Source organism: Bauldia litoralis, assembly GCF_900104485.1.
GTDB lineage: Bacteria > Pseudomonadota > Alphaproteobacteria > Rhizobiales > Kaistiaceae > Bauldia > Bauldia litoralis.
The window spans coordinates 675,873-694,490 of sequence record NZ_FMXQ01000001.1; the positions used below are offsets into that span (position 1 = coordinate 675,873).

The 18,618-nt window shown below is 66.9% G+C and carries 20 protein-coding genes; 8 read left to right on the plus strand and 12 right to left on the minus strand.

Annotation, left to right across the window (positions count from 1 at the left end; translation table 11 throughout):
• Positions 1-48 precede the first annotated feature (48 nt).
• On the plus strand, positions 49-711 hold the full coding sequence (locus tag BLT60_RS03200) for a TetR/AcrR family transcriptional regulator (RefSeq protein ID WP_090874737.1): 663 nt from the start codon (positions 49-51) through the stop codon (positions 709-711).
• A gap of 6 nt (positions 712-717) precedes the next feature.
• Here BLT60_RS03200 and BLT60_RS03205 read toward each other — a convergent pair whose 3' ends face one another.
• The 4 genes from BLT60_RS03205 to BLT60_RS03220 all read right to left on the minus strand — a co-directional run bounded on the left by BLT60_RS03205 (position 718) and on the right by BLT60_RS03220 (position 3,785).
• Complete coding sequence (locus tag BLT60_RS03205) at positions 718-1,365, minus strand: lysophospholipid acyltransferase family protein (protein ID WP_090874738.1); 648 nt, start codon at positions 1,363-1,365, stop codon at positions 718-720.
• A gap of 8 nt (positions 1,366-1,373) precedes the next feature.
• Positions 1,374-2,321 carry a phosphatidate cytidylyltransferase gene (locus BLT60_RS03210; protein WP_090874739.1) on the minus strand — a complete coding sequence of 316 codons (948 nt, stop codon included), beginning with the start codon at positions 2,319-2,321 and terminating at the stop codon, positions 1,374-1,376.
• Positions 2,322-2,494: 173 nt separating this feature from the next.
• The gene (locus BLT60_RS03215; protein ID WP_342028566.1) at positions 2,495-2,932 is read right to left on the minus strand and encodes a CDP-alcohol phosphatidyltransferase family protein; all 438 of its coding nucleotides are present in this window, start codon (positions 2,930-2,932) and stop codon (positions 2,495-2,497) included.
• A 4-nt stretch (positions 2,933-2,936) separates the two neighbouring features.
• Positions 2,937-3,785 (minus strand): class I SAM-dependent methyltransferase family protein, encoded by an 849-nt coding sequence (locus tag BLT60_RS03220; protein WP_090874740.1) that lies wholly within the window; start codon positions 3,783-3,785, stop codon positions 2,937-2,939.
• Positions 3,786-3,881: 96 nt separating this feature from the next.
• Here BLT60_RS03220 and BLT60_RS03225 point away from each other — a divergent pair, with 96 nt between their 5' ends.
• The gene (locus tag BLT60_RS03225) at positions 3,882-4,490 is read left to right on the plus strand and encodes a TetR/AcrR family transcriptional regulator (RefSeq protein ID WP_090874741.1); all 609 of its coding nucleotides are present in this window, start codon (positions 3,882-3,884) and stop codon (positions 4,488-4,490) included.
• Here BLT60_RS03225 and BLT60_RS03230 read toward each other — a convergent pair.
• Positions 4,487-4,882 (minus strand): cupin domain-containing protein, encoded by a 396-nt coding sequence (locus BLT60_RS03230; RefSeq protein ID WP_210185525.1) that lies wholly within the window; start codon positions 4,880-4,882, stop codon positions 4,487-4,489. The two genes, BLT60_RS03225 and BLT60_RS03230, sit on opposite strands and share 4 nt — an antisense overlap.
• Before the next feature lie 508 nt (positions 4,883-5,390).
• Between BLT60_RS03230 and BLT60_RS03235 the strand changes: the two genes are divergently transcribed.
• On the plus strand, positions 5,391-6,521 hold the full coding sequence (locus BLT60_RS03235) for a type III PLP-dependent enzyme (RefSeq protein WP_090874742.1): 1,131 nt from the start codon (positions 5,391-5,393) through the stop codon (positions 6,519-6,521).
• A 10-nt stretch (positions 6,522-6,531) separates the two neighbouring features.
• Entirely contained in the window at positions 6,532-7,047 is a 516-nt protein-coding gene (locus tag BLT60_RS03240) for a GNAT family N-acetyltransferase (RefSeq protein ID WP_090874743.1), read from the plus strand.
• Positions 7,048-7,090: 43 nt separating this feature from the next.
• Here the strand turns inward: BLT60_RS03240 and BLT60_RS03245 are convergent, their stop codons facing one another.
• Both BLT60_RS03245 and BLT60_RS03250 read right to left on the minus strand, forming a co-directional pair.
• The gene (locus BLT60_RS03245) at positions 7,091-9,154 is read right to left on the minus strand and encodes a M3 family metallopeptidase (RefSeq protein WP_090874744.1); all 2,064 of its coding nucleotides are present in this window, start codon (positions 9,152-9,154) and stop codon (positions 7,091-7,093) included.
• A 52-nt stretch (positions 9,155-9,206) separates the two neighbouring features.
• Positions 9,207-10,475, minus strand: a complete 1,269-nt coding sequence (locus BLT60_RS03250; protein WP_090874745.1) for a S41 family peptidase — start codon at positions 10,473-10,475, stop codon at positions 9,207-9,209.
• A 157-nt stretch (positions 10,476-10,632) separates the two neighbouring features.
• Between BLT60_RS03250 and BLT60_RS03255 the strand changes: the two genes are divergently transcribed.
• Positions 10,633-12,069, plus strand: a complete 1,437-nt coding sequence (locus BLT60_RS03255) for a homospermidine synthase (RefSeq protein ID WP_090874746.1) — start codon at positions 10,633-10,635, stop codon at positions 12,067-12,069.
• Positions 12,070-12,071: 2 nt separating this feature from the next.
• Here BLT60_RS03255 and BLT60_RS03260 read toward each other — a convergent pair whose 3' ends face one another.
• Complete coding sequence (locus tag BLT60_RS03260) at positions 12,072-12,335, minus strand: hypothetical protein (RefSeq protein ID WP_090874747.1); 264 nt, start codon at positions 12,333-12,335, stop codon at positions 12,072-12,074.
• 132 nt (positions 12,336-12,467) lie between these two features.
• Here BLT60_RS03260 and BLT60_RS03265 point away from each other — a divergent pair, with 132 nt between their 5' ends.
• The 3 genes from BLT60_RS03265 to BLT60_RS03275 all read left to right on the plus strand — a co-directional run bounded on the left by BLT60_RS03265 (position 12,468) and on the right by BLT60_RS03275 (position 14,417).
• Entirely contained in the window at positions 12,468-12,779 is a 312-nt protein-coding gene (locus tag BLT60_RS03265; RefSeq protein WP_090874748.1) for a hypothetical protein, read from the plus strand.
• 190 nt (positions 12,780-12,969) lie between these two features.
• Positions 12,970-13,263: a hypothetical protein gene (locus tag BLT60_RS03270; protein ID WP_090874749.1), complete on the plus strand. Its 294-nt coding sequence runs from the start codon at positions 12,970-12,972 to the stop codon at positions 13,261-13,263.
• Positions 13,264-13,421: 158 nt separating this feature from the next.
• Positions 13,422-14,417, plus strand: coding sequence for a DUF4424 domain-containing protein (locus BLT60_RS03275; RefSeq protein WP_090874750.1), 996 nt, complete (start codon positions 13,422-13,424; stop codon positions 14,415-14,417).
• A gap of 9 nt (positions 14,418-14,426) precedes the next feature.
• On the opposite strand, the gene BLT60_RS03280 is transcribed toward BLT60_RS03275, so the two are convergent.
• The 4 genes from BLT60_RS03280 to BLT60_RS03295 form a co-directional block, all read right to left on the minus strand.
• Positions 14,427-15,398 (minus strand): WD40 repeat domain-containing protein, encoded by a 972-nt coding sequence (locus tag BLT60_RS03280; protein WP_090874751.1) that lies wholly within the window; start codon positions 15,396-15,398, stop codon positions 14,427-14,429.
• Positions 15,395-15,772, minus strand: a complete 378-nt coding sequence (locus BLT60_RS03285; protein ID WP_090874752.1) for a VOC family protein — start codon at positions 15,770-15,772, stop codon at positions 15,395-15,397. The genes BLT60_RS03280 and BLT60_RS03285 overlap by 4 nt, the downstream gene beginning before the upstream one ends.
• 23 nt (positions 15,773-15,795) lie before the next feature.
• Positions 15,796-16,833, minus strand: coding sequence for a CobW family GTP-binding protein (locus BLT60_RS03290; protein ID WP_090874753.1), 1,038 nt, complete (start codon positions 16,831-16,833; stop codon positions 15,796-15,798).
• A 163-nt stretch (positions 16,834-16,996) separates the two neighbouring features.
• Entirely contained in the window at positions 16,997-18,616 is a 1,620-nt protein-coding gene (locus BLT60_RS03295) for an ABC transporter substrate-binding protein (protein WP_244521116.1), read from the minus strand.
• Between the last annotated feature and the right edge of the window lie 2 nt (positions 18,617-18,618).

The following is an 18,618-nucleotide window of genomic DNA, read 5'->3' on the forward strand; positions in this document are numbered from 1 at the left end:
GCGGGCAGGGTGTGAGTCTGCGATGTGGAGGGAGGTCAACAGGACGGAATGACGGATACAGGCGTTCTTGAGGAAGCCGCGACGGGCCGCACGGCCGCCGGTCAGGATACGCGCAAGCGTCAGCAGATCCTCGACGGCGCCCGTCGGCTATTCCTTTCCAAGGGCTTCGACGCCTCCAGCATGGGCGATATCGCCCAGGAAGCCGGCGTCTCCAAGGGAACGCTCTACGTCTATTTCGACAGCAAGGAACGCCTCTTCCACGAACTGGTGTCGCTGGAAAAGGCGGCGCAATACCCGGCGATCTTTGGCCTCGACGCCGATGACCACGACGTCCGCGCGGTGCTGACGCGCCTCGGCCGTCAATTCGTCCGCTTCATCACCAAGACGCACGTTGTCATGGCGACCCGCACCGTTATCGCGATTGGCGAACGGATGCCCGAGATCGCTGTGGAATTCTACGAGCAGGGGCCGCGCCAATGCGCCGGTCGTCTGTCCGAATATCTGGCCCCGCAGGTCGCCGCCGGGATTCTCGATATCGACGACGTTTATCTTGCCGCGGCGCAGTTTCTCGACCTGGCCCAATCGACCATCAAGCTGCCGATCCTCTTCGGATCGCCCGATCGTCCGAGCGAAGCGCGGATGGACGCCGTGGTGGACTCCGCGGTCAACGTCTTCATGGCCGCCTACGAAGTTCGTCCCGGCAGCGATTGAACCCGCTCAATCCTCCGCCCAACGCGCCAGCGTCGTCCCCGCCGCCATCGCCTCGACATCCGCCTGGAGCCGTTCGGCCATCGGCATCGTGTCACCGTCCGCCACCCGCAGCGGCTTGCCGAAATGGGCCTCCGAGGCGAAGGGGACGAACCGCCACTCGCCGCGCGGCAGGCTCTTTCCCAGCCCGTGCAGGTAGACCGGCACGAAGGGCACCTCCGGATAGCGCTCGGCAAGCACCGAGCTGCCCCGCCGGAACCGGACCATCACCTCCGGCGCGCCGCGCGTGCCTTCCGGAAAGATGACGACGATCTCGCCGCGGTCGAGTGCATCGCAGACCGGCGCGATCGCCGCTTCGGCGCCCTGGCCGCTGCGATCGATCGGGATGATGTTGAGCAGGGTCCGCGCCATCCAGCCGACGAAGCCCGGCTTCTGGAAATGATCCGCCGCCGCGACCGGCCGCACCCGGTGAAGCTGCCGGAGCGGAAACAGGCTGAGCAGCGCGATGACGTCGAGATGGCTGTTGTGGTTGGCGGCGATCACCGCCGGCCCGGCCGTCGGCAGGTGCTCGCGACCGAGGACGCGCAGGCCGGTCGCCAGCGCCAGCACCGGCCGGGCGACGATGGCGAAGAACAGCATGGCCGCGAACCGTCGCATCCCGCCCCTCACGCGCCGTAGAAGTAGCGAACGTAGTGCAGGAAGATCGGCGCGGCGAAGACCAGGCTGTCGAGCCGGTCGAGGATGCCGCCATGGCCCGGCAGGATCGAGCCCGAATCCTTGATGCCGAGGTCGCGCTTGACCGCCGAGACGGTGACATCGCCGACGAAGCCGAGGAAGGCGAGCACGCCGCCGACCGCCGCCGCCTCGATCAGGCCGAACGGCGTCAGCCATGGCGCCAGGAGCGCGGCCACAACCATGCTGGTCGCCACGCCACCGACGAAGCCCTCGACGGTCTTCTTGGGACTGACCTTCGGCACGATGGCGCGGCGACCGAAAAGCTTGCCCCAGAAATACTGGGCGACGTCGTTCAGCGAAACGATGACGAGGATGAACAACAGCAGCCCCGCGCCGCCGGCCGGCAGCGGCACTGCCATGTCGAGCTGCATCAGGAAGGCGACGTGGCTGAGATTGTAGAGGGTGAGAAAGAGGCCCCATTGCAGGGTACCGGCGGAGCGGATGAAGCCTCTTGCCTCGCCGGCCAGCACCAGCCGGAAGGCGATGGCCGCTGTCGCATAGACCGGGATGAAGATCGAGAACATCCCGTACCAGTCGTCATAGACGAACCAGTATTGCAGCGGGATCGCCAGATAGGCGAGCAGGATCGCGGTGCGGTCGAGCTGCCGGACCGGGATGATCGACAGGTATTCGCGCAGCGCCAGGAAGCTGACGAGCGCGAAGAGCACCGCCGTCACCGTTGCGCCGAGCAGCAGCGCCGCGCTGATCGGCGCGACGATCCACCACCAGGTTTTCGTCCGCGCCACCAGTTCGGCCCCATTGGCCGCGCCGCGATGCGCGAGGACCGTGACGACCCCGGTGGCGATCACCAGTACGGCCCATACCGCGCCGAGGCCGTAGAGCAACGGCGCCGGCCAGGAGGCGATCAACTCAGCCATCGTTCTTTCCCTCCGCGATCGCTGCGCGAACCCGCGTGGCGACGGTCAACAGGCCAAGGACAAGCGCCAGCCAGAGCACCGCGACGGCCAGCCAATGCGGTATGGCGATGAGAGCGACCAACACCGCCAGGACGGAGAAGTAGACGGCGCGGTCGGACTTGCCGAACGGCCCGTCATACCGCCGCCCGCCGCCGGCCGCGAGCCCGAGCGCGCCCGGCGAATTCGGTGAGCGCGAACACCGTGACCATGGCGCCGGCCAGCAGCGGCAGGGCGGGCGCCAAGACAAGCGCCAGCGGCAGGTAGAGCGCCGTATCGGAGACGACGTCTCCGATCTCGTTCAGGAAAAAGCCGAGGCGACTCTGCTGACCATGCTCGCGCGCCAGCATGCCGTCGACGGCGTTGAGCCCCATGCGGACGAGCAGAACCACCGGCAGGGCGAGGAGGGCCAGCGCAGCGCCGCCGGAGGCGATGATCGCCCCACCACAGGCGAGCGACAGCACCGCCGCCCCGATCGTCACCTGGTTTGCGGTGACGCCCAGCGCTGCGAGGCGACCGACCAGCGGCCGCAGCAACGACTGGAAACGCGGCTTCAGGTCATAGACGCTTGCCATCGCCTCAGGCCTTTCGCGCCCGCACCACCCCGAAGATGCCGAGCGGCTCCATTTCGGCATGTTCGACCACGAAGCCTGCCGCCTCAAGCCAGCGCCGTGTCAGCTCCATCGGCCGCAGGCGCATCGCCCAGGCCTTGCCGGTATGCGACCTGAGCACCCGGGCGATGAACTCGAGCTGCGGGTGGTCGGGCTGCACGGTGAGGAGCAGCGTGCCGCCGGGCTTGAGGATCCGGGCGACCTGGCGGACATGGTTCTTCACCCGTGCGTCGTCGTCGACGATCTCGTGCAGGCCCGACACGACGGCGACATCGACCGTGCCCAGCCGATCGAGATCGGCATCGGCGAATGCGTCTCCCTGTTCGATCGTGGCATTGATGCCGAGCCGGGTCGCGTTGGCTCGCGCGGTCTCGACATTCTCCGTCCGGTAGTCGCGAAGCGTCGCAGCGACGGCCGCCCTGCGGCCGACCCGGGCCAGTGCGTTCAGGGCATAGCGTCCACCGCCGCAGGCGAGATCGGCAACGCGAACCACCCCGCCGGCTTCGGCCGCACGCATGATCGTACCGACGATCCGCGCTTCGAGCAGCGCGCCACGATTGCGGATGCCGGCCCAGCCAGCGGCGTTGAGATAGGCGCGGTCGATCGCCCGGCCGAGGAAGCCCGTGCCCTCGGCCCGGTTGGCATAGACGTGATCGAGCATCACGCCGGAATCGAAGCCGTGCTCGAGGCCGATGCGGATGCCTTTCGACAACCGCCCGACCGTCTGGAGCAGCCCGCGCGCAAGCGCGAAATACCACCGCTTGGGATGCCAAGCCGGCAAGGGACGGCTCAGCGCTTCCAGATTCTGAACAGGCATTGGTGTATCTCCAGTTGAACAACGTACAACAAGATGGCATAGTGTTGAACGTTGTTCAAGTGAACATGGTCACAGGATCGAGGCGGAGACAGACGGATGGTGGCGCGCAGGCTGGAGCACACACGCGAGGAGATGATCGACCTCGTCGCCGAGAAGGCAGAGGAGATCGGCGCCCGCGAGGGACTGGCCGGGATCACCATGCGGCGACTGGCGACCGCGGTCGGCTATGCGCCGAACTCGATCTACCATTCGGTCGGCGACATGGACGCGGTGATCCTGCGGCTCAACGTCCGCACCCTCGACCGCCTGCGTCGCAGCCTGCAGCGCAGGATCCGGCCAGCGCGCGCCCCGGAGGACACGGCGCTGGCCATCGCCGACGGCTACATGGCCTTCGTCCGCCAGAACCACCGCCTCTGGTCGATCCTTGTCGACTATGCCCGGCGCGACCAGGGGCCCCTGCCCGACTGGTATGAGGCGGCGCTGTCGCGGCCGCTGGCGCTGGTCGAGGAGGCGCTGGCACCTCTTTTTCCCGATCCGGAAGACAGGCGCCGCTCGGTGGCGGCCCTGTGGGCAGCCCTCCACGGCATCGCCGCCCTGTCGCTGTCAGGCAAGCTCGGCATGGTCACGCCGGACGACGCGCCCACGCTCGCTCGCCTGCTCGTCCGCCGCTATGTCGCGGGCAGCGGCGGATCCGACAGCCCCTAGACACCCACCGTCGGCTCCCACTTGCCCTCGACCGGGTAGGCCTCGTCTGGACCCGGCCACGGGGGGATGGTGGCGCCGACGGCTTCCAGCGGTTCGTCGCCGTCGGTGCGGAACTGGAAGCTGGCGCCGAGCGGGATGGTCAGCGACATGCCCGAAACGGCGTCGACCACCGTCTCGGTCTCGCCGAGCCGCATCCACATCCGGCCGCGACCGCCGACGAAGAACCAGACCTCCTCGACCGTCCGGTGGGCGACCGCCACCGACACGCCACCGGGGGCCAGCCGGAAATGGGCCATGCTGGCCCGCTCGCCGAGGGTCAGCAGCCGCACCTCCGAGCCGTCGGGGGCAATCGCGTCGGGCTCGACGCCCAGCATGCGCGTGACGAATTCCATGATCCTGTCGGTCTCCTTTGTGGTGCCCGGCCGGGCGGATCGCCCCTCGATGGCAGGGCAAGATTTTTTTACCTGCTTAGCCTTCAGGGCCTTGATTGTGAATCCCATCCCGCATACGTATCGCCTTGCCCAAATTCGCACGTGCCTGTGGTCGCAAACTTGTCCGAGGGCGAACTTGATCGGGGCCTCACCCCGATTTGCTTCGAAGGACGCGACTTAAAGCAACGACGTAGCGGGCTTTTTTGGTCTCTGCCGATTGTCCATAAATCGGGGTCACTGAAGAGGCACTACTTCCTTGCCGGGCGTGCGGAACGGGGAAACTCCCAATCCAAGCGAAGGCAGCGACAAGTCGGACAGCCCTGTCCCCTTGCGCGACTGCCACCCGCAAACCAGCCGGCTCGCTGCCGGCAAACCGGACCGCGACAATCGCGGGACGATCGTCTCCACAACGATCGCCCGAGGTCGAGCGGCCGGCGGTTAGCAACAATTCGCGTGGGAGCTACACGCCATGACTGATCGTATCCGCGACTTCCTGCGTCTCCGACGTCCGGAAGGCCCTTGCCTCGTCGTCGATCTCGACGTCATCCGTGAGAATTTTCTCAATTTCTCCAAAGCCCTGCCCGACAGCCGGGTCTTCTACGCCGTCAAGGCGAATCCGGATCCGGCGGTGCTCAAGCTGCTCGCCGGCCTCGGCTCGAATTTCGATTGCGCCAGCGTCGCCGAGATCGACATGGCCCGCAACGCCGGCGCCACCGCCGATCGTATCTCCTATGGCAACACCATCAAGAAAGAGCGCGACGTCGCCGCCGCCTATAACCGCGGCGTCCGGCTGTTCGCCGTCGATTGCCCGGAAGAGGTTGACAAGATCGCCCGCGCCGCCCCCGGCTCCCGCGTCTTCTGCCGCATCCTGTGCGACTGCGACGGCGCCGAGTGGCCGCTGTCGCGGAAGTTCGGCTGCGACCCGGACATGGCTGTCTCGGTGCTCGAGCATGCCCACCGGCTCGGCCTCGTCGCCTATGGCATTTCCTTCCATGTCGGCTCGCAGCAGCCGAACCCGGACGCCTGGGACATCGCCCTCAAGTCGGCCTCGGCCGTCTTCCGCACCCTGTCCGAGCGCGGCATCCAGCTTCGCATGGTCAATCTCGGCGGTGGTTTTCCGGCAAAGTATGTCCGTGACGTGCCGGCCGTGAAGACCTATGGCCAGGCGATCTTCACCGCACTGCGCCGTCACTTCGGCAACCGCATTCCCGAGACCATCATCGAGCCCGGCCGCGGCATGGTCGGCGAGGCCGGCATGATCAAGGCCGAGGTCGTGCTGATCTCGAAGAAGTCGGCGACCGATCCGATGCGCTGGGTCTATCTCGACATCGGCAAGTTCGGCGGCCTCGCCGAGACCATGGACGAGGCGATCCGCTACCCGATCCGCACGCCGCGCGACGGCGACGCCACCGAGCCCTGCGTCATCGCCGGCCCGACCTGCGATTCGGCCGACGTGCTCTACGAGAAGACGCCCTACGAGTTGCCGGTCTCGCTCGCCATCGGCGACGAGGTGCTGATCGAGGGCACCGGCGCTTATACCCAGACCTACTCGGCCGTCGCCTTCAATGGCTTCGACCCGCTCAAATCCTACGTGATCTGAGCCGCCGACGATGATCCACATAGACGAAGAGGCGCCGGCCGATGTCGGCGCCCGGGAAGTCCTGCTCGACCGGGTGATGCCCGATCGCGCCGGCAAACCCTCGGAACGGCTCCGCGAGGGCCGGCTTCCGGCCGCCGGCCTTGCGCTGGTCGCCCGCGACGGCGGCACGGTCGTCGGCTCGGTCCGTCTCTGGCATGTGACGGCGGCTGATCGGCCGGCGCTGCTTCTCGGGCCTCTGGCGGTCGAACAGCACCTGCGCGGCAAGGGCGTCGGCGCCGGCCTGATGCAGGTCGCGCTGAACCGCGCCGAGCTTGCCGGCCACAAGGCGGTGATCCTGGTCGGAGACCCGGAGTACTACGCCCGCTTCGGCTTCGTCGCTGGCCCGGTCGACGGCCTGCATATGCCGGGCCCGGTCGAACGGCGGCGCTTCCTCGCCTACGAATTCGTCGACGGCAGCCTGGCCGGCGTCGAAGGGCGGGTGATGGCGGCGGGCGCCATGGTCACCGGGCTGCGCGAAGCCGCCTGACACGACAGTTCGCGATCCCTGCCCCTCGGGCAGGGATCGTCCGTCAGCCGCGCGGCCCCTCGTCCAGCCCGCGCTTCCTGAGCAGCGCCTCCGGCGTCGGCATGCGGCCCCGGAAGCGGGTATAGGCCTCGGCCGGATCGCGAAGATTGCCGGCCGAATAGACATTCTCGTAGAGCTTCCGCGCCGTCTCCGGATCGAAGGGATCGCCGGCTTCCTCGAAGGCGGCGAATGCGTCGGCATCAAGCACTTCCGACCACAGGTAGCTGTAGTAGCCGGCCGCGTAGTGATCGCCGGAGAAGATGTGGAGGAAATGCGGGGTGCGGTGGCGCATGGCAATCGCCGGCGGCATGCCGATCCGCTCCAGCGCCGCCTTCTCGAAGGCGACCACGTCGAGTTCGTCGGTATCGCCGGCCATGTGCAGGTCGAGGTCGATCAGCGCCGAGGCGGTGTATTCGACGGTGGCGAAGCCCTGGTTGAAGGCCCGCGCCGACAAGAGCCGCTCCAGCAGCGCATCCGGCATCGGCTCGCCGGTCTCGTGGTGGACGGCGAATCGCTTCAGCACCTCCGGCTCCTGCAGCCAGTGCTCGAAGAGTTGCGACGGCAGCTCGACGAAATCGGTGGCGACATTGGTGCCGGACAGCAGCGGATAGCTGACGTTGGAGAGCAGGCCATGCAGCGCGTGGCCGAATTCGTGGAACAGCGTCCGCGCGTCGTCGAAGGATAGCAGCGCCGGCTTGCCGGCCGGCGGCTTTGAGAAATTCATCACGTTGACGATGATCGGCCGCACGTCGCCATCGAGCCGGTGCTGGCTGCGATAGGCGCCCATCCACGCCCCGCTCCGCTTTGACGAGCGGGCGAAATAATCGCCAAGGAACAGGCCGAGCGCCCGCCCGTCGCGATCCTTTCCCTCCCACGCCCGGACATCGGGGTGATAGAGCGGCACATCCCAGACTGGCGCGAAGGAGACGCCGAACAGGCGGCTCGCGGTCCAGAAGGCCGCCTCGATCAGGTTGTCGAGATGGAGGTAGGGCTTCAACTCCGACTCGTCGAAGTCGTAGCGGCGCTTGCGCAGGCGGTCGGCATAGTGTCGCCAGTCGGCGGCGGAGAGCTCGAAGTTGTTGCCCTCCTCGGCGATCAGCGCCTGCAGTTCCGCCGTTTCCTTCGCCGCCAGCCGGGTGCCCGGTCCCCATACCGTCTGCAGGAGTTCGGACACCGCCTCCGGCGTCCGCGCCATCGCGTCGGCGAGATTGAAATGAGCGTAGCTCTCGGCGCCGAGCAGGCGGGCGCGCTCGTTTCGCAGCCGAATCGTCTCGGCGATCAGCGCCCGGTTGTCGGAGTCGCCGCCATTCTCACCGCGCCGGATCCACGCCTCGAAGGCCTTTTCGCGCAGGTCGCGCCGCGTCGAGAATTGCAGCAGCGACTCGACGCTCGACCGGGCGAGCGTGATGACATATTTGCCCGGCAGATCGCGGTCCTCGGCCGCCTGCGCCGCCGCCGCCCGCGCCCAGTCCGGCAGCCCGGCGAGGTCGTCCTCGCTGTCCAGCACCATCGTCCAGGCCGCCTCGTCGGCCAGAACATTCTGGCTGAACAGCGTACCGACGGTGGCAAGCCGCTCATTGATTTCAGCAAGGCGCGCCTTGCCGGCCTCGTCGAGCGCGGCGCCGGACCGCTCGAAGATGGTGTGGTAACGATCGACCAGCCGGCGCTGCTCGTCCGTCAGGTCGAGGCTGTCGCGACGCTCCCAGACCGACCGGATTCGTTCGTAGAGTGCACCGTTGAGGTGGATTTCGTCGGAATGGCGCGACAGGACCGGCGCGATCTCACGCTCCACCGCCTGCAGCGCATCGCTGGTATTGGCGCTGGCCAGACCGAAGAAGACGCGCGCCACCCGCGCAAGCGGCATCCCGGCCCGCTCCAGCGCGACGATCGTATTGTCGAAATCCGGCTCGGCCGGATCGGCGGCGATCCGGTCGACCGCGGCGCGCTGCCCAGCCATCGTCGCGTCGAGGGCCGGCCGGTAATGCTCCGGCCGGATCCGGTCGAAGGGCGGGCCGCCAAACGGCGTCTCCCACGGTGCCAGCAGCGGATTGTCGGTCTCGGTCGTCATCGGGGAAGCCTCTCGGGAAGGATTTCCCTCCATATAGCCCCTCGATGGTCGATCAGGGAGTGCGCGGCCCCGGAAAACCCGTCGCCAGGTGTCGGGACAGTTCCTCGATGGCCGCATCGCGTTGCGGATCCGCCCCGGCCGCATGGCGGAAATCGAAGGGAACCGCGATGTCCGGCTGCACGCCGACATCCTCCAGCCGGCCGCCATCGACGAAGACATCGGCGACCGCGATCTCCAGCAGGCTGCCATCGGGCAACCAGAAGGCCCGCCCGGCCAGCACGTCGGCGGCGGTTGGCTCGCCGATCAGCGTCACGCCATTCTCCTTCAGCGCATAGGCGAGGATTTCCATGCCGCTGCGGGTCCCCTCGTCAATGATCGCAACGATCGGCTTCCGCCAGCGCGCATGAATGAGGTCGATCTTGTCGTCGCGGAAGACCATCGTCATCTCCGGCGAGCCGCCGACAAAGGTATCGGCCGCATCCCCCGGCGCGCCGCCCCAGCGGCTGCGCAGGTCGAGGACCAGCCCGTCGGCCTCGGCCAGCGGCCCGGTCAACGCTTCCTCGATGACGCCTTCGACCGCCCGCTCGGTATAGGCCCAGAGGCGGAGATAGCCGATTCCATAGCCGTCGTGCTCGATGACTTCGGCGCTCCCGGCGATCGCCGAGACGAACGTGTCCGCCGGCGACAGTTTTTCGACCGGCACGCTGATATCGAACGGCGCGCCGTCGGCCGTGCGGCGGATCGAGACCGCCGCCGACCGTCCGGCCTTGTTGCGGAAGGAACCGATCTCGGCGAACGGCTCATCGTCGACGGCGAGGATCTCGTCGCCGACCAGCAGGCCGGCCCGGTCGGCAGGTCCACCGTCATAGACATCGGTGATGAAGACCCGGTCGCCGTCGGCGACGCTGGCGATGCCGATACCCGCATAGGTCACGTCGCCATCCGGGGGAAAGATCTGCCGGATGCGCTCGCGAAGCCCGTAGCGGAAGACGTCGACCAGTTCGTAATAGGCCAGTTCTTCCGGCGCGAACCGGCCGGTATGGGAAACGTCGAGGCTGGCCAGCACGAAGTCGATGGCGTCGCCCAGTACCGCCGGATCGCCGGCGCCGACATCGGGCACGTTGGCGATCATCACCGCGACCGCGTCGCGGAAGGCGGGGAGCTTTTCCTTCGCGTAGAAATTTTCTTCGACCAGGTCGGTCGCCCGGTCGAAGATCGGATTGCCCGACCGCGCCGCCGTCTCCGCCACGGCAGGCGTCGCCGCCAGAGCGAGCGCGATTGCCGCGGCGACTGCGGAATGGCGAATAATGGTGATCTGCATGGCTCGTCCTCGACGGGAGCCGCCCGGAAACGATAGATATGCCCAATTGGGACAATGTCGACTCACGACTTCGATCCGAATCGACGCGGAACGGTTGACGCTGGTGTCGGTTTGCCGTGATGAAGATCGACGACCTCGGAAAGCAAGGAGACTGCGCATGGCCGCCTGGCCGACCTACGGGAAGATCGACGGCCCGATCGTGATGATCGGCTTCGGTTCAATCGGCAAGGGCATGCTCGCCCTGCTCGAGCGGCATTTCGAATTCGACGCCGCGCGGATGGTCGTCATCGATCCCGACGATTCGGGCCAGCCCCTGCTTGCCGAGCACAAGGTCCGCTACCTGAAGGAAGAACTGGTCCCCGCCAACTACCGCGAGATTCTCAGCGCGCTGCTGACCGAAGGCGAGGGTACCGGCTTCTGCGTCAATCTATCGGTCGACACCTCGTCGCTGGAGATCATGCGCCTCTGCCGCGAGATCGGCGTTCCCTATATCGACACCGTCGTCGAGCCATGGCCCGGATTCTACTTCGACCGCACCACGCCACCCGAGGCGCGGACCAACAACGCGCTCCGCAACACGGTCCGGCAGGAGAAGGCGACCAATCCCGGTGGCACGACGGCTGTCTCCTGCTGCGGCGCCAACCCGGGCATGGTCTCGTGGTTCGTCAAGCAGGCGCTGGTCAATATCGCTCACGACACCGGCCACAGCTTCACCGAGCCCGCGCAGGACGACCGGGACGGCTGGGCGCGCCTGATGCGCGACCTCGGCGTCAAGGGTGTCCATATCGCCGAACGCGACACCCAGCGGGCGCGCACCCCGAAGCCGATGAATGTCTTCGTCAACACCTGGTCGGTTGAAGGCTTCATCTCCGAGGGACTGCAGCCCGCCGAACTCGGATGGGGCACGCATGAAAAATGGATGCCCGAGAATGCCAGGGTCGAAACCATCGGCCCCAAAGCCGGCATCTATCTGATGCAGCCTGGCGCCGACACGCGCGTCCGCACCTGGTGCCCGACGCCCGGCCCTCAGCACGGCCTCCTCGTCACCCACAACGAGGCGATCTCGATTTCCGACTATTTCACCCTTCGCGATGGCGACGACGTCGTCTTCCGGCCGACCTGCCACTACGCTTATCACCCCGCCGACGACGCCATCCTTTCGGTGCGCGAGATGTTCGGCCAGGCCGGCAAGGCACAGCCGGAATTGCACATTCTCGAAGAGGACGAGATCGTCGATGGCATCGACGAACTCGGTGTCCTGCTCTACGGCCACGCCCGCAACGCCTACTGGTTCGGCTCGCAGCTCTCGATCCAGGAAACCCGCGAGCTCGCCCCCTACCAGAATGCCACCGGGTTGCAGGTGACTTCCGCGGTGCTGGCCGGCATGGTCTGGGCGCTGGAGAATCCGGGCGCCGGCATCGTCGAGACCGACGAGATGGACTATCGCCGCTGTCTCGAAGTCCAAACGCCGTATCTCGGTCCGGTCAAGGGCTACTACACCGATTGGACGCCGCTCACCGATCGGCCGGGCTTCTTCCCGGAGGATATCGACGAAAGCGACCCCTGGCAGTTCAGGAACGTGCTCGTTCGCTAGGGCTAGAGAACGAAGCCGACCAGCACGACAAGAACGATGATCGCCACCGCCGCGCCGGCGATCATCATGATACGGCTGCTCGATTCCGGCTCGCGATAACCGCCTTCGCGCTCGCCGGTCGGGCCGCCGTCGACGTGCCCTCTTTCAATCGGGCCGGTGTCGAGCGGTGCGCCGGGATCGTCGATCCGGCCGTGCATCCCCTCCTCCGCCTCCTCGACAATCCGCTTGATCTCGTCCCTTTCGGGTCCGTCCTCGGCTGGCGTCATCGGTGCTCCTCCCCTCGGCAAAGACGATGGCGATAGAGTGCCATGTGTAGCCAACCGCAGCCAGATGAGAAAGGTTTCGCACCGGCTTTCCGATTTGGCATGATACCGCCCGACCACAACAGGAGACCCACGATGCCACGCACGACCCTCGCCCTGCTTCTTGGCTCAGCGCTCGTCTTGTCGATCACCACGGCCGGCAACGCCCAGTCGGCGGTCGATCAACGCCTCGCCGACGAGGCCGCGGCGTTTGTCGCCGACGAGGCGGACGGCGCGAGCCCGGCGGAGCGCGAGACGATGGTCGCCTGTCTTCTCGCCGAATTCGCCGGTCTCGACGACGCGGAGAAGGAAGAACTGCTCGCCGAGGACGATTTCGAGGACAGCCTCGACGCCCTGATCATGGCGCATCCGGAGACCGAGGATGCGCTGGAGAACTGCCTCGGCTGACGGTGGACCGTGACGCGCGGGATGAACTGCCTTCCCGACGCCGGAATATCGCCATCGTCGCGCCGATGATCGTCGTCACGATGGCGGTCGCGGATTGCTCATGGCATATCCGTGCGTCGGCGATGCACGAACCGGGCGTTTCCGGGCCGGTTATCGCCCTCAGTTCAACAAGCCAGAGAGAGACCTGCGAATGAAGCGCCTTCTGCTCCTCACCCTTCTCGGTACCGCCGCGACCGTCGCCCACGCCCAGAACGCCGACAATCTTCCCGAACTCGTCGCGGCCTTCGTCGCCGAGGAACGCGAAAGCGCCACCCCGGAACGCCAGGCAGCCATCTCCGAGTGCATTCTCGGTGCATTCGAGGGACTCACCGAAGAGGAACTCGAGGCGATGATCGTCCCCGAGGATTTCGAGGACAGCTTTGACAATCTCCTCGAGGCCTATCCGGAGCGCGAAAAGATCGTCGAGGTCTGCGAGGACCTGTAGGTCAACGCCCGGCGTCACGCCGGGCCAACGAATCCCCGGGATGACGGCCGCCGAGCGCGCACCGTCGTCCCGGTTGCCACGTCGATGATGCTCGCGACCCCGGCTTGGGATAGGATGGCGGTCCGGCGCCGCACGGCCGGTCATGGAGGCAATCGACGATGGCCCATCTTTCTTCCATGCCAGCACGGAATTTCACGCTGATCTGCGCGGCAGCGCTGGCGCTCTTCGGCGCGCGTCCCGCCGCCGCCAACGACTCCACCGCCGAACTCGGCGCGGGCGGCCTGCAACTCGTCCGCACCGACGCGATCGCGCTGCTCGCCGAGGATCTTTTCATCTCGGCCGACGAAATTCGCGTCACCTATCGCTTCCGCAACCAGACCGAAGCCCCGGTCACCTACCTCGTCGCCTTCCCGCTGCCGGCGATCGACGCCGTCGTGCCCGAGGCGATGAACGTCGCGATGCCGAGCGCCGACGCCAATTTCGTCGGCTTCACCGTCAGCGTCGACGGCGAGACTATTGCGCCATCGGTCGAGGAGCGGGTGACGGCCATGGGCGTTGACCGCACCGAGGAGGTGCGCCGCCTCGGGCTGCCACTCAACCCGATCGCCGAGGGGCTCTACCAGCGCCTCCAGACCCTTCCCGCCGATATCACCGCCGAGCTCAATCGACTCGGACTGGTTTATGTCGATCCCTATAACGTCGAGGCGGCATGGCGGCTGGAAACCACCTTCTATTGGGAACAAACGTTCCCGCCGGGCCAGACGATCGTCGTCGAGCATCGCTACAAGCCGGTCGTCGGCTACGGCTTCTTCGGCGACTACGTGTTGTCCGATGCCGGCTACAAGGAAAAATACTGCATCGACAGCGGCTTCGACCGCGCTGCGAGGCGCAAGCTCTCGGGCGTCGGGGGGACGGACTTTCCCTATCTCAACGAGAAGCGGCTGAGCTACATCCTGACCACCGCCAACAACTGGTCGGGGCCGATCGGCGACTTCCGCCTGACCGTCGACAAGGGCAGCCCCGACGCGCTGGTCAGCTTCTGCGGCACCGATGTCACCAAGGTGTCGCCGACCCGCTTCGAGATGCGGGCGACCGACTTCGTCCCGGAGGCGGAACTCGACATCCTGATCGCCACGCCCCAGCCTCCGCAGTAGCCGGAAGCCCTAGACGACGGTAACGATCCCGCCGGCGCCCTGCTCGGTGCCGAAGGCGAGGCGCGTCCCCCGATCGTCCCAGCCGAGCGCGGTGACCGGACCGTCGCCGGGGCGACGCAGCAGCACCTCCTCCTCGTCGAAACGGACCGCCATGATCATCCCGTCCTGGTAGCCGACGGCGACGATCTCCTCGCGTGGGTGGCATGCGACGCGGGTGACCAGCACCTCGCGCGCGCCGAGTTGCAGCGGCGGCTTGCCCTGCGGCCCGTCCTTGTGATGGAACGGCCACAGCACGGCGGCATTGGCGCCGGAAGAGGCAAGGAACCGCCCCTTGACCGACCACGACAGCGACCGCGGCTTGGACGGATAGCCGCTCATCCGCATGTCCTTGCCGTCATCGAGCCGCCAGCCGTGAAGCTGGCTGTCCTGCATCGCCGTAACCAGGTATTTGCCGTCCGGCGAGAAGGACGCGGCGATATGGGCCCCCTTCCATTCGAGCGACGCTGGCGCCGCCTCGGTCCCCGCCCACCACAGCGTCACCCCGTCATAACGGGCGACCGCGAGCCGCAGCCCCTTCGGCGCGAAGGCCAGGCCGCCGACCGCGCGCGGCAGGTCGAAAACCCGCTCGCGCCCGTCGCCGAGACGAACCGCTGCCCGCCGCCCCGAGGCGAAGGCGACCGCGCCGCTCGGGCCCCCGGCCACCTGGTCGATCCACTTGCCCTTGCGTTCGGCGATCGCCTCGACCGTCCCCGCGGCATCGGTGACGGCGATCAGTCCGTCGTCGCCGCCGGTGATCAGCGCCTTGCCGTCGCGGCTCCGCGTCGCGGCCAGCACCGCACCGGCATGGACCTCGGTCGTCTGCTCGTCCTCGCCCGTCACCCGGCGGATGGTGCCGTCGCCGAGGGCGAAGACCGCCGTGTCGCCAAGGAACACGGACTCGACGACATACGCGCCGAAGGCCTTCTCGTCGATTTGCGTCATGGCATCGGCTCGCCGATTTCGACGGCATGGCCGTCAGGATCGTAAAAGCGGAAGACCCGCTGCCCCCAGGGTTGTTCGTTCAGTCCATGGATCAGGGGCACCCGGTCCTTGAGCCTGGCGAAACAGGCGTCGATATCGTCGTCCTCGAAATAGAGCAGCAGGTTGCGCCGGCCGTAGGGACCGGCATCGTCTGTCCCCGCCCGCTCTCCCCACACGGTCGACGCCAGCGCGGCACCGTCATGGATGGTGAAGTTGCCCTCGAACATCACGAAGGGACCGTGATCCGCCGTGACCGAAAGGCCGAGTACGTCTCGGTAGAACGCCGTCGACGCGGCGATGTCGCGGACGAATGGTATCGGATTGACGAAGCGCATCGGTTCCTTGCCCAGCGCACCCGCTAGGCCGGCGCGACGGCGCAGGCCTCGAACCCGGCCTTGATCATGTCGACCTCAAGCCGCCGGCCGATGAAGACCAGCCGGCTCTCGCGCTTTTCGTCGTCGCGCCACGGCCGCTGGTGGTTGCCCTCGATGATCATGTGGACGCCCTGCACCACATAGCGTTCCGGGTCGTCCTTCAGCGCCAGGATGCCCTTGAGCCGCAGGATGTCCGGCCCGAACCCCTGGGTGATCTGCTCGATCCACGGAAAGAAGCGCTTCGGGTCGAGTTCGCCTGCCCGCAGCGACAGGCTGGTCACCAGCGGATCGTGGGCCGCGTGATGATGATGGTGGTGATCGTGGTCGTGCCCCTCGTGACCGTGGTCGTGATCATGATGGTGGTCGTGATCGTCCGCCTCGAGGAATTCCGGATCGAGAGTCAGGATGCGGTCGAGATCGAAGGCGCCGCGATCGAGCACCCGGTCGAGCGGCAGCGCGCAACGCTCGGTCCGGTGGATCACGGCGTGGCTGTTGATCGCCCGGATCCGCGATTCGACCTCGGCAAGCTCCTCCGGCGAGACCAGGTCGGTCTTGTTCAGAATGACCACGTCGGCGAAGCCGATCTGCTCCTCCGCCTCCGGGCTGTCGCCGAGCCGGGCGATGAGGTGCTTGGCGTCGGCGACCGTCACCACCGCGTCGAGCTTGGCCTTGGCCCGCACTTCCTCGTCCATGAAGAAGGTCTGCGCCACCGGCGCCGGGTCGGCGAGGCCGGTGGTTTCGACCAGGATGCCGTCGAAGCCGCCCGGCCGCTTCATCAGCCCCTCGACCACCCGGATCAGGTCGCCGCGCACCGTGCAGCAGACGCAGCCATTGTTCATCTCGTAGACCTCCTCGTCGGACTCGACGATCAGGTCATTGTCGATGTTGATCTCGCCGAACTCGTTGACGACGACCGCGTATTTCTTGCCGTGGTTCTCGGACAGGATGCGGTTGAGCAGCGTCGTCTTGCCGGCGCCGAGGTATCCGGTGAGCACGGTGACGGGGATCTGGGTTTCAGGCATGGGCGAACTCCGATGCGGTTCAAGGCCGCCGGTTGGATGCATGGCGACACGATATAGGCGAGTCCTTCGGGCTTTGCCACGCCCGAGGCTCCACCGCCCATCCTCCGTCTGATCTACGCGGCAGTTTTAGAAGTCCGGGCGATCAACCGGGGCGCACGATGCCCTACTCTTCGGCGATATCCACAGGGGAGAAGTTGAACCGCCCGAGCGGGTCGACGACGAAGCCCTTCACCCGATCGCTCAGCCCGACGACCTCCATTCCATGGGCGAGCACCGTCCATGGCGCCTCGTCGACGAAGATTGCCTGCGCCTGCTTGTAGGCGGCGGCGCGCGCTTCCCGCGACGATTGCGCCTCGGCGTCCCGGATCAGCGTGTCGAAGCGTGGAACGCACCAGTTCGCCATGTTGGTAATACCGACGGCGTCGCAGCCGAGCAGGATCGAGAAGACCGTGCCGGGATCGCCATTGTCGCTCGCCCAGCCGAACAGCACCGCCGCGTCCCGCTCCGGGTTGCCCGCGTCTTCGAGAACCGCGTCGAGCGTCTCGGTGACGACCGTGGCCTTGATGCCGACAGCGTCGAGATCGGCCGCGATCATCCCGGCCATCAACTCGGCGTCCGGATTGAAGGAAAGCCCCATATTCGGCACCATGATCGTCAGCGACAGGCCGGCCGCCCCGGCCTCGGCGAGCATGGCCCGTGCCGCTTCGGGGTCGTGGCCGTTGCCGGCGAGCGCCGCGGCATGACCCCAGACGCTTGCCGGGATTGGCGTCGTTGCCGGGATCGCCGCACCCTGGAAGACCGCGTCGACGATCGCCTGCTTGTCGATCGCCTTGGCAAACGCCCGGCGCACCGCCGCCTGGTCGAAGGGAGCCCGCAGCGTGTTGAAGGCGAGATAGACGACATTGGCGCCCGGCACTTCGGCAATCGCGATGGGCGAATCGTCAGGCAGTGCGGCGATGTCGGCTAGCGGCGGGTCCGGGATCACGTCGCAATCGCCGGCCTCCAGCTTCGCAAGCCGCACGCCGGCGTCGGGAGTGATCTCGAAGACGAGATCGTCGATCGCCGGCCGGCCGCCCCAGTAGTCGGGATTCGCCGCATAGCGGACGGAAATCCCCTCCTCGTAGCCGTCCAGCACGAAGGGGCCGGTGCCGACCGGCTCGGTGCTGAGCTTCTCCCGCTCGCCCGCATCGAGCAGCGTCGCCGCGTATTCCGCCGAAAGGATCGAGGCGAAATCCATGGCGAGGTTGGCCAGCAGCGACGCCGCCGGCCGGTTCAGCGTGATGACCACCGTCTGGTCGTCCTGCTTTTTGACCGAGCGCAGCATCGTCGGCATCGCCATGCCGTTGAAGGTCGGCCAGAGGCCGCCCGCATAGTCGAAATAGGGATTGTCCGGGTCCCACTGGCGCTCGAGCGAGAAGACGACATCGTCGGCGTTGAAGTCGCGGGTGGGCGCAAAGCCCGCCGTCGTCTGGAACTTAACCCCCGGCCGCAGGTGGAAGGTGTATTCGAGGCCGTTGGAGGAGACATCCCAACTCGTGGCGAGGCCCGGCGCGATCTCGGTGGTCCCCGGCTTGAAGGTCACCAGTCGGTCGTAGATCGCCTGGGACGATGCATCGAAGGTCGTCCCCAGCGTGAAAGGCGCCGGATCGAAACCTTCCGGACTTCCCTGCGGGCAGAACGTCAGGGTTTTGGCTTCGACGGCGGACGCAAGGCCCACCGCCAGCAGCGCCAGCCCGGCCGCCAGGACCGACGATTTCCGGCCGGTCGTCATCCGCGTCCCCATGC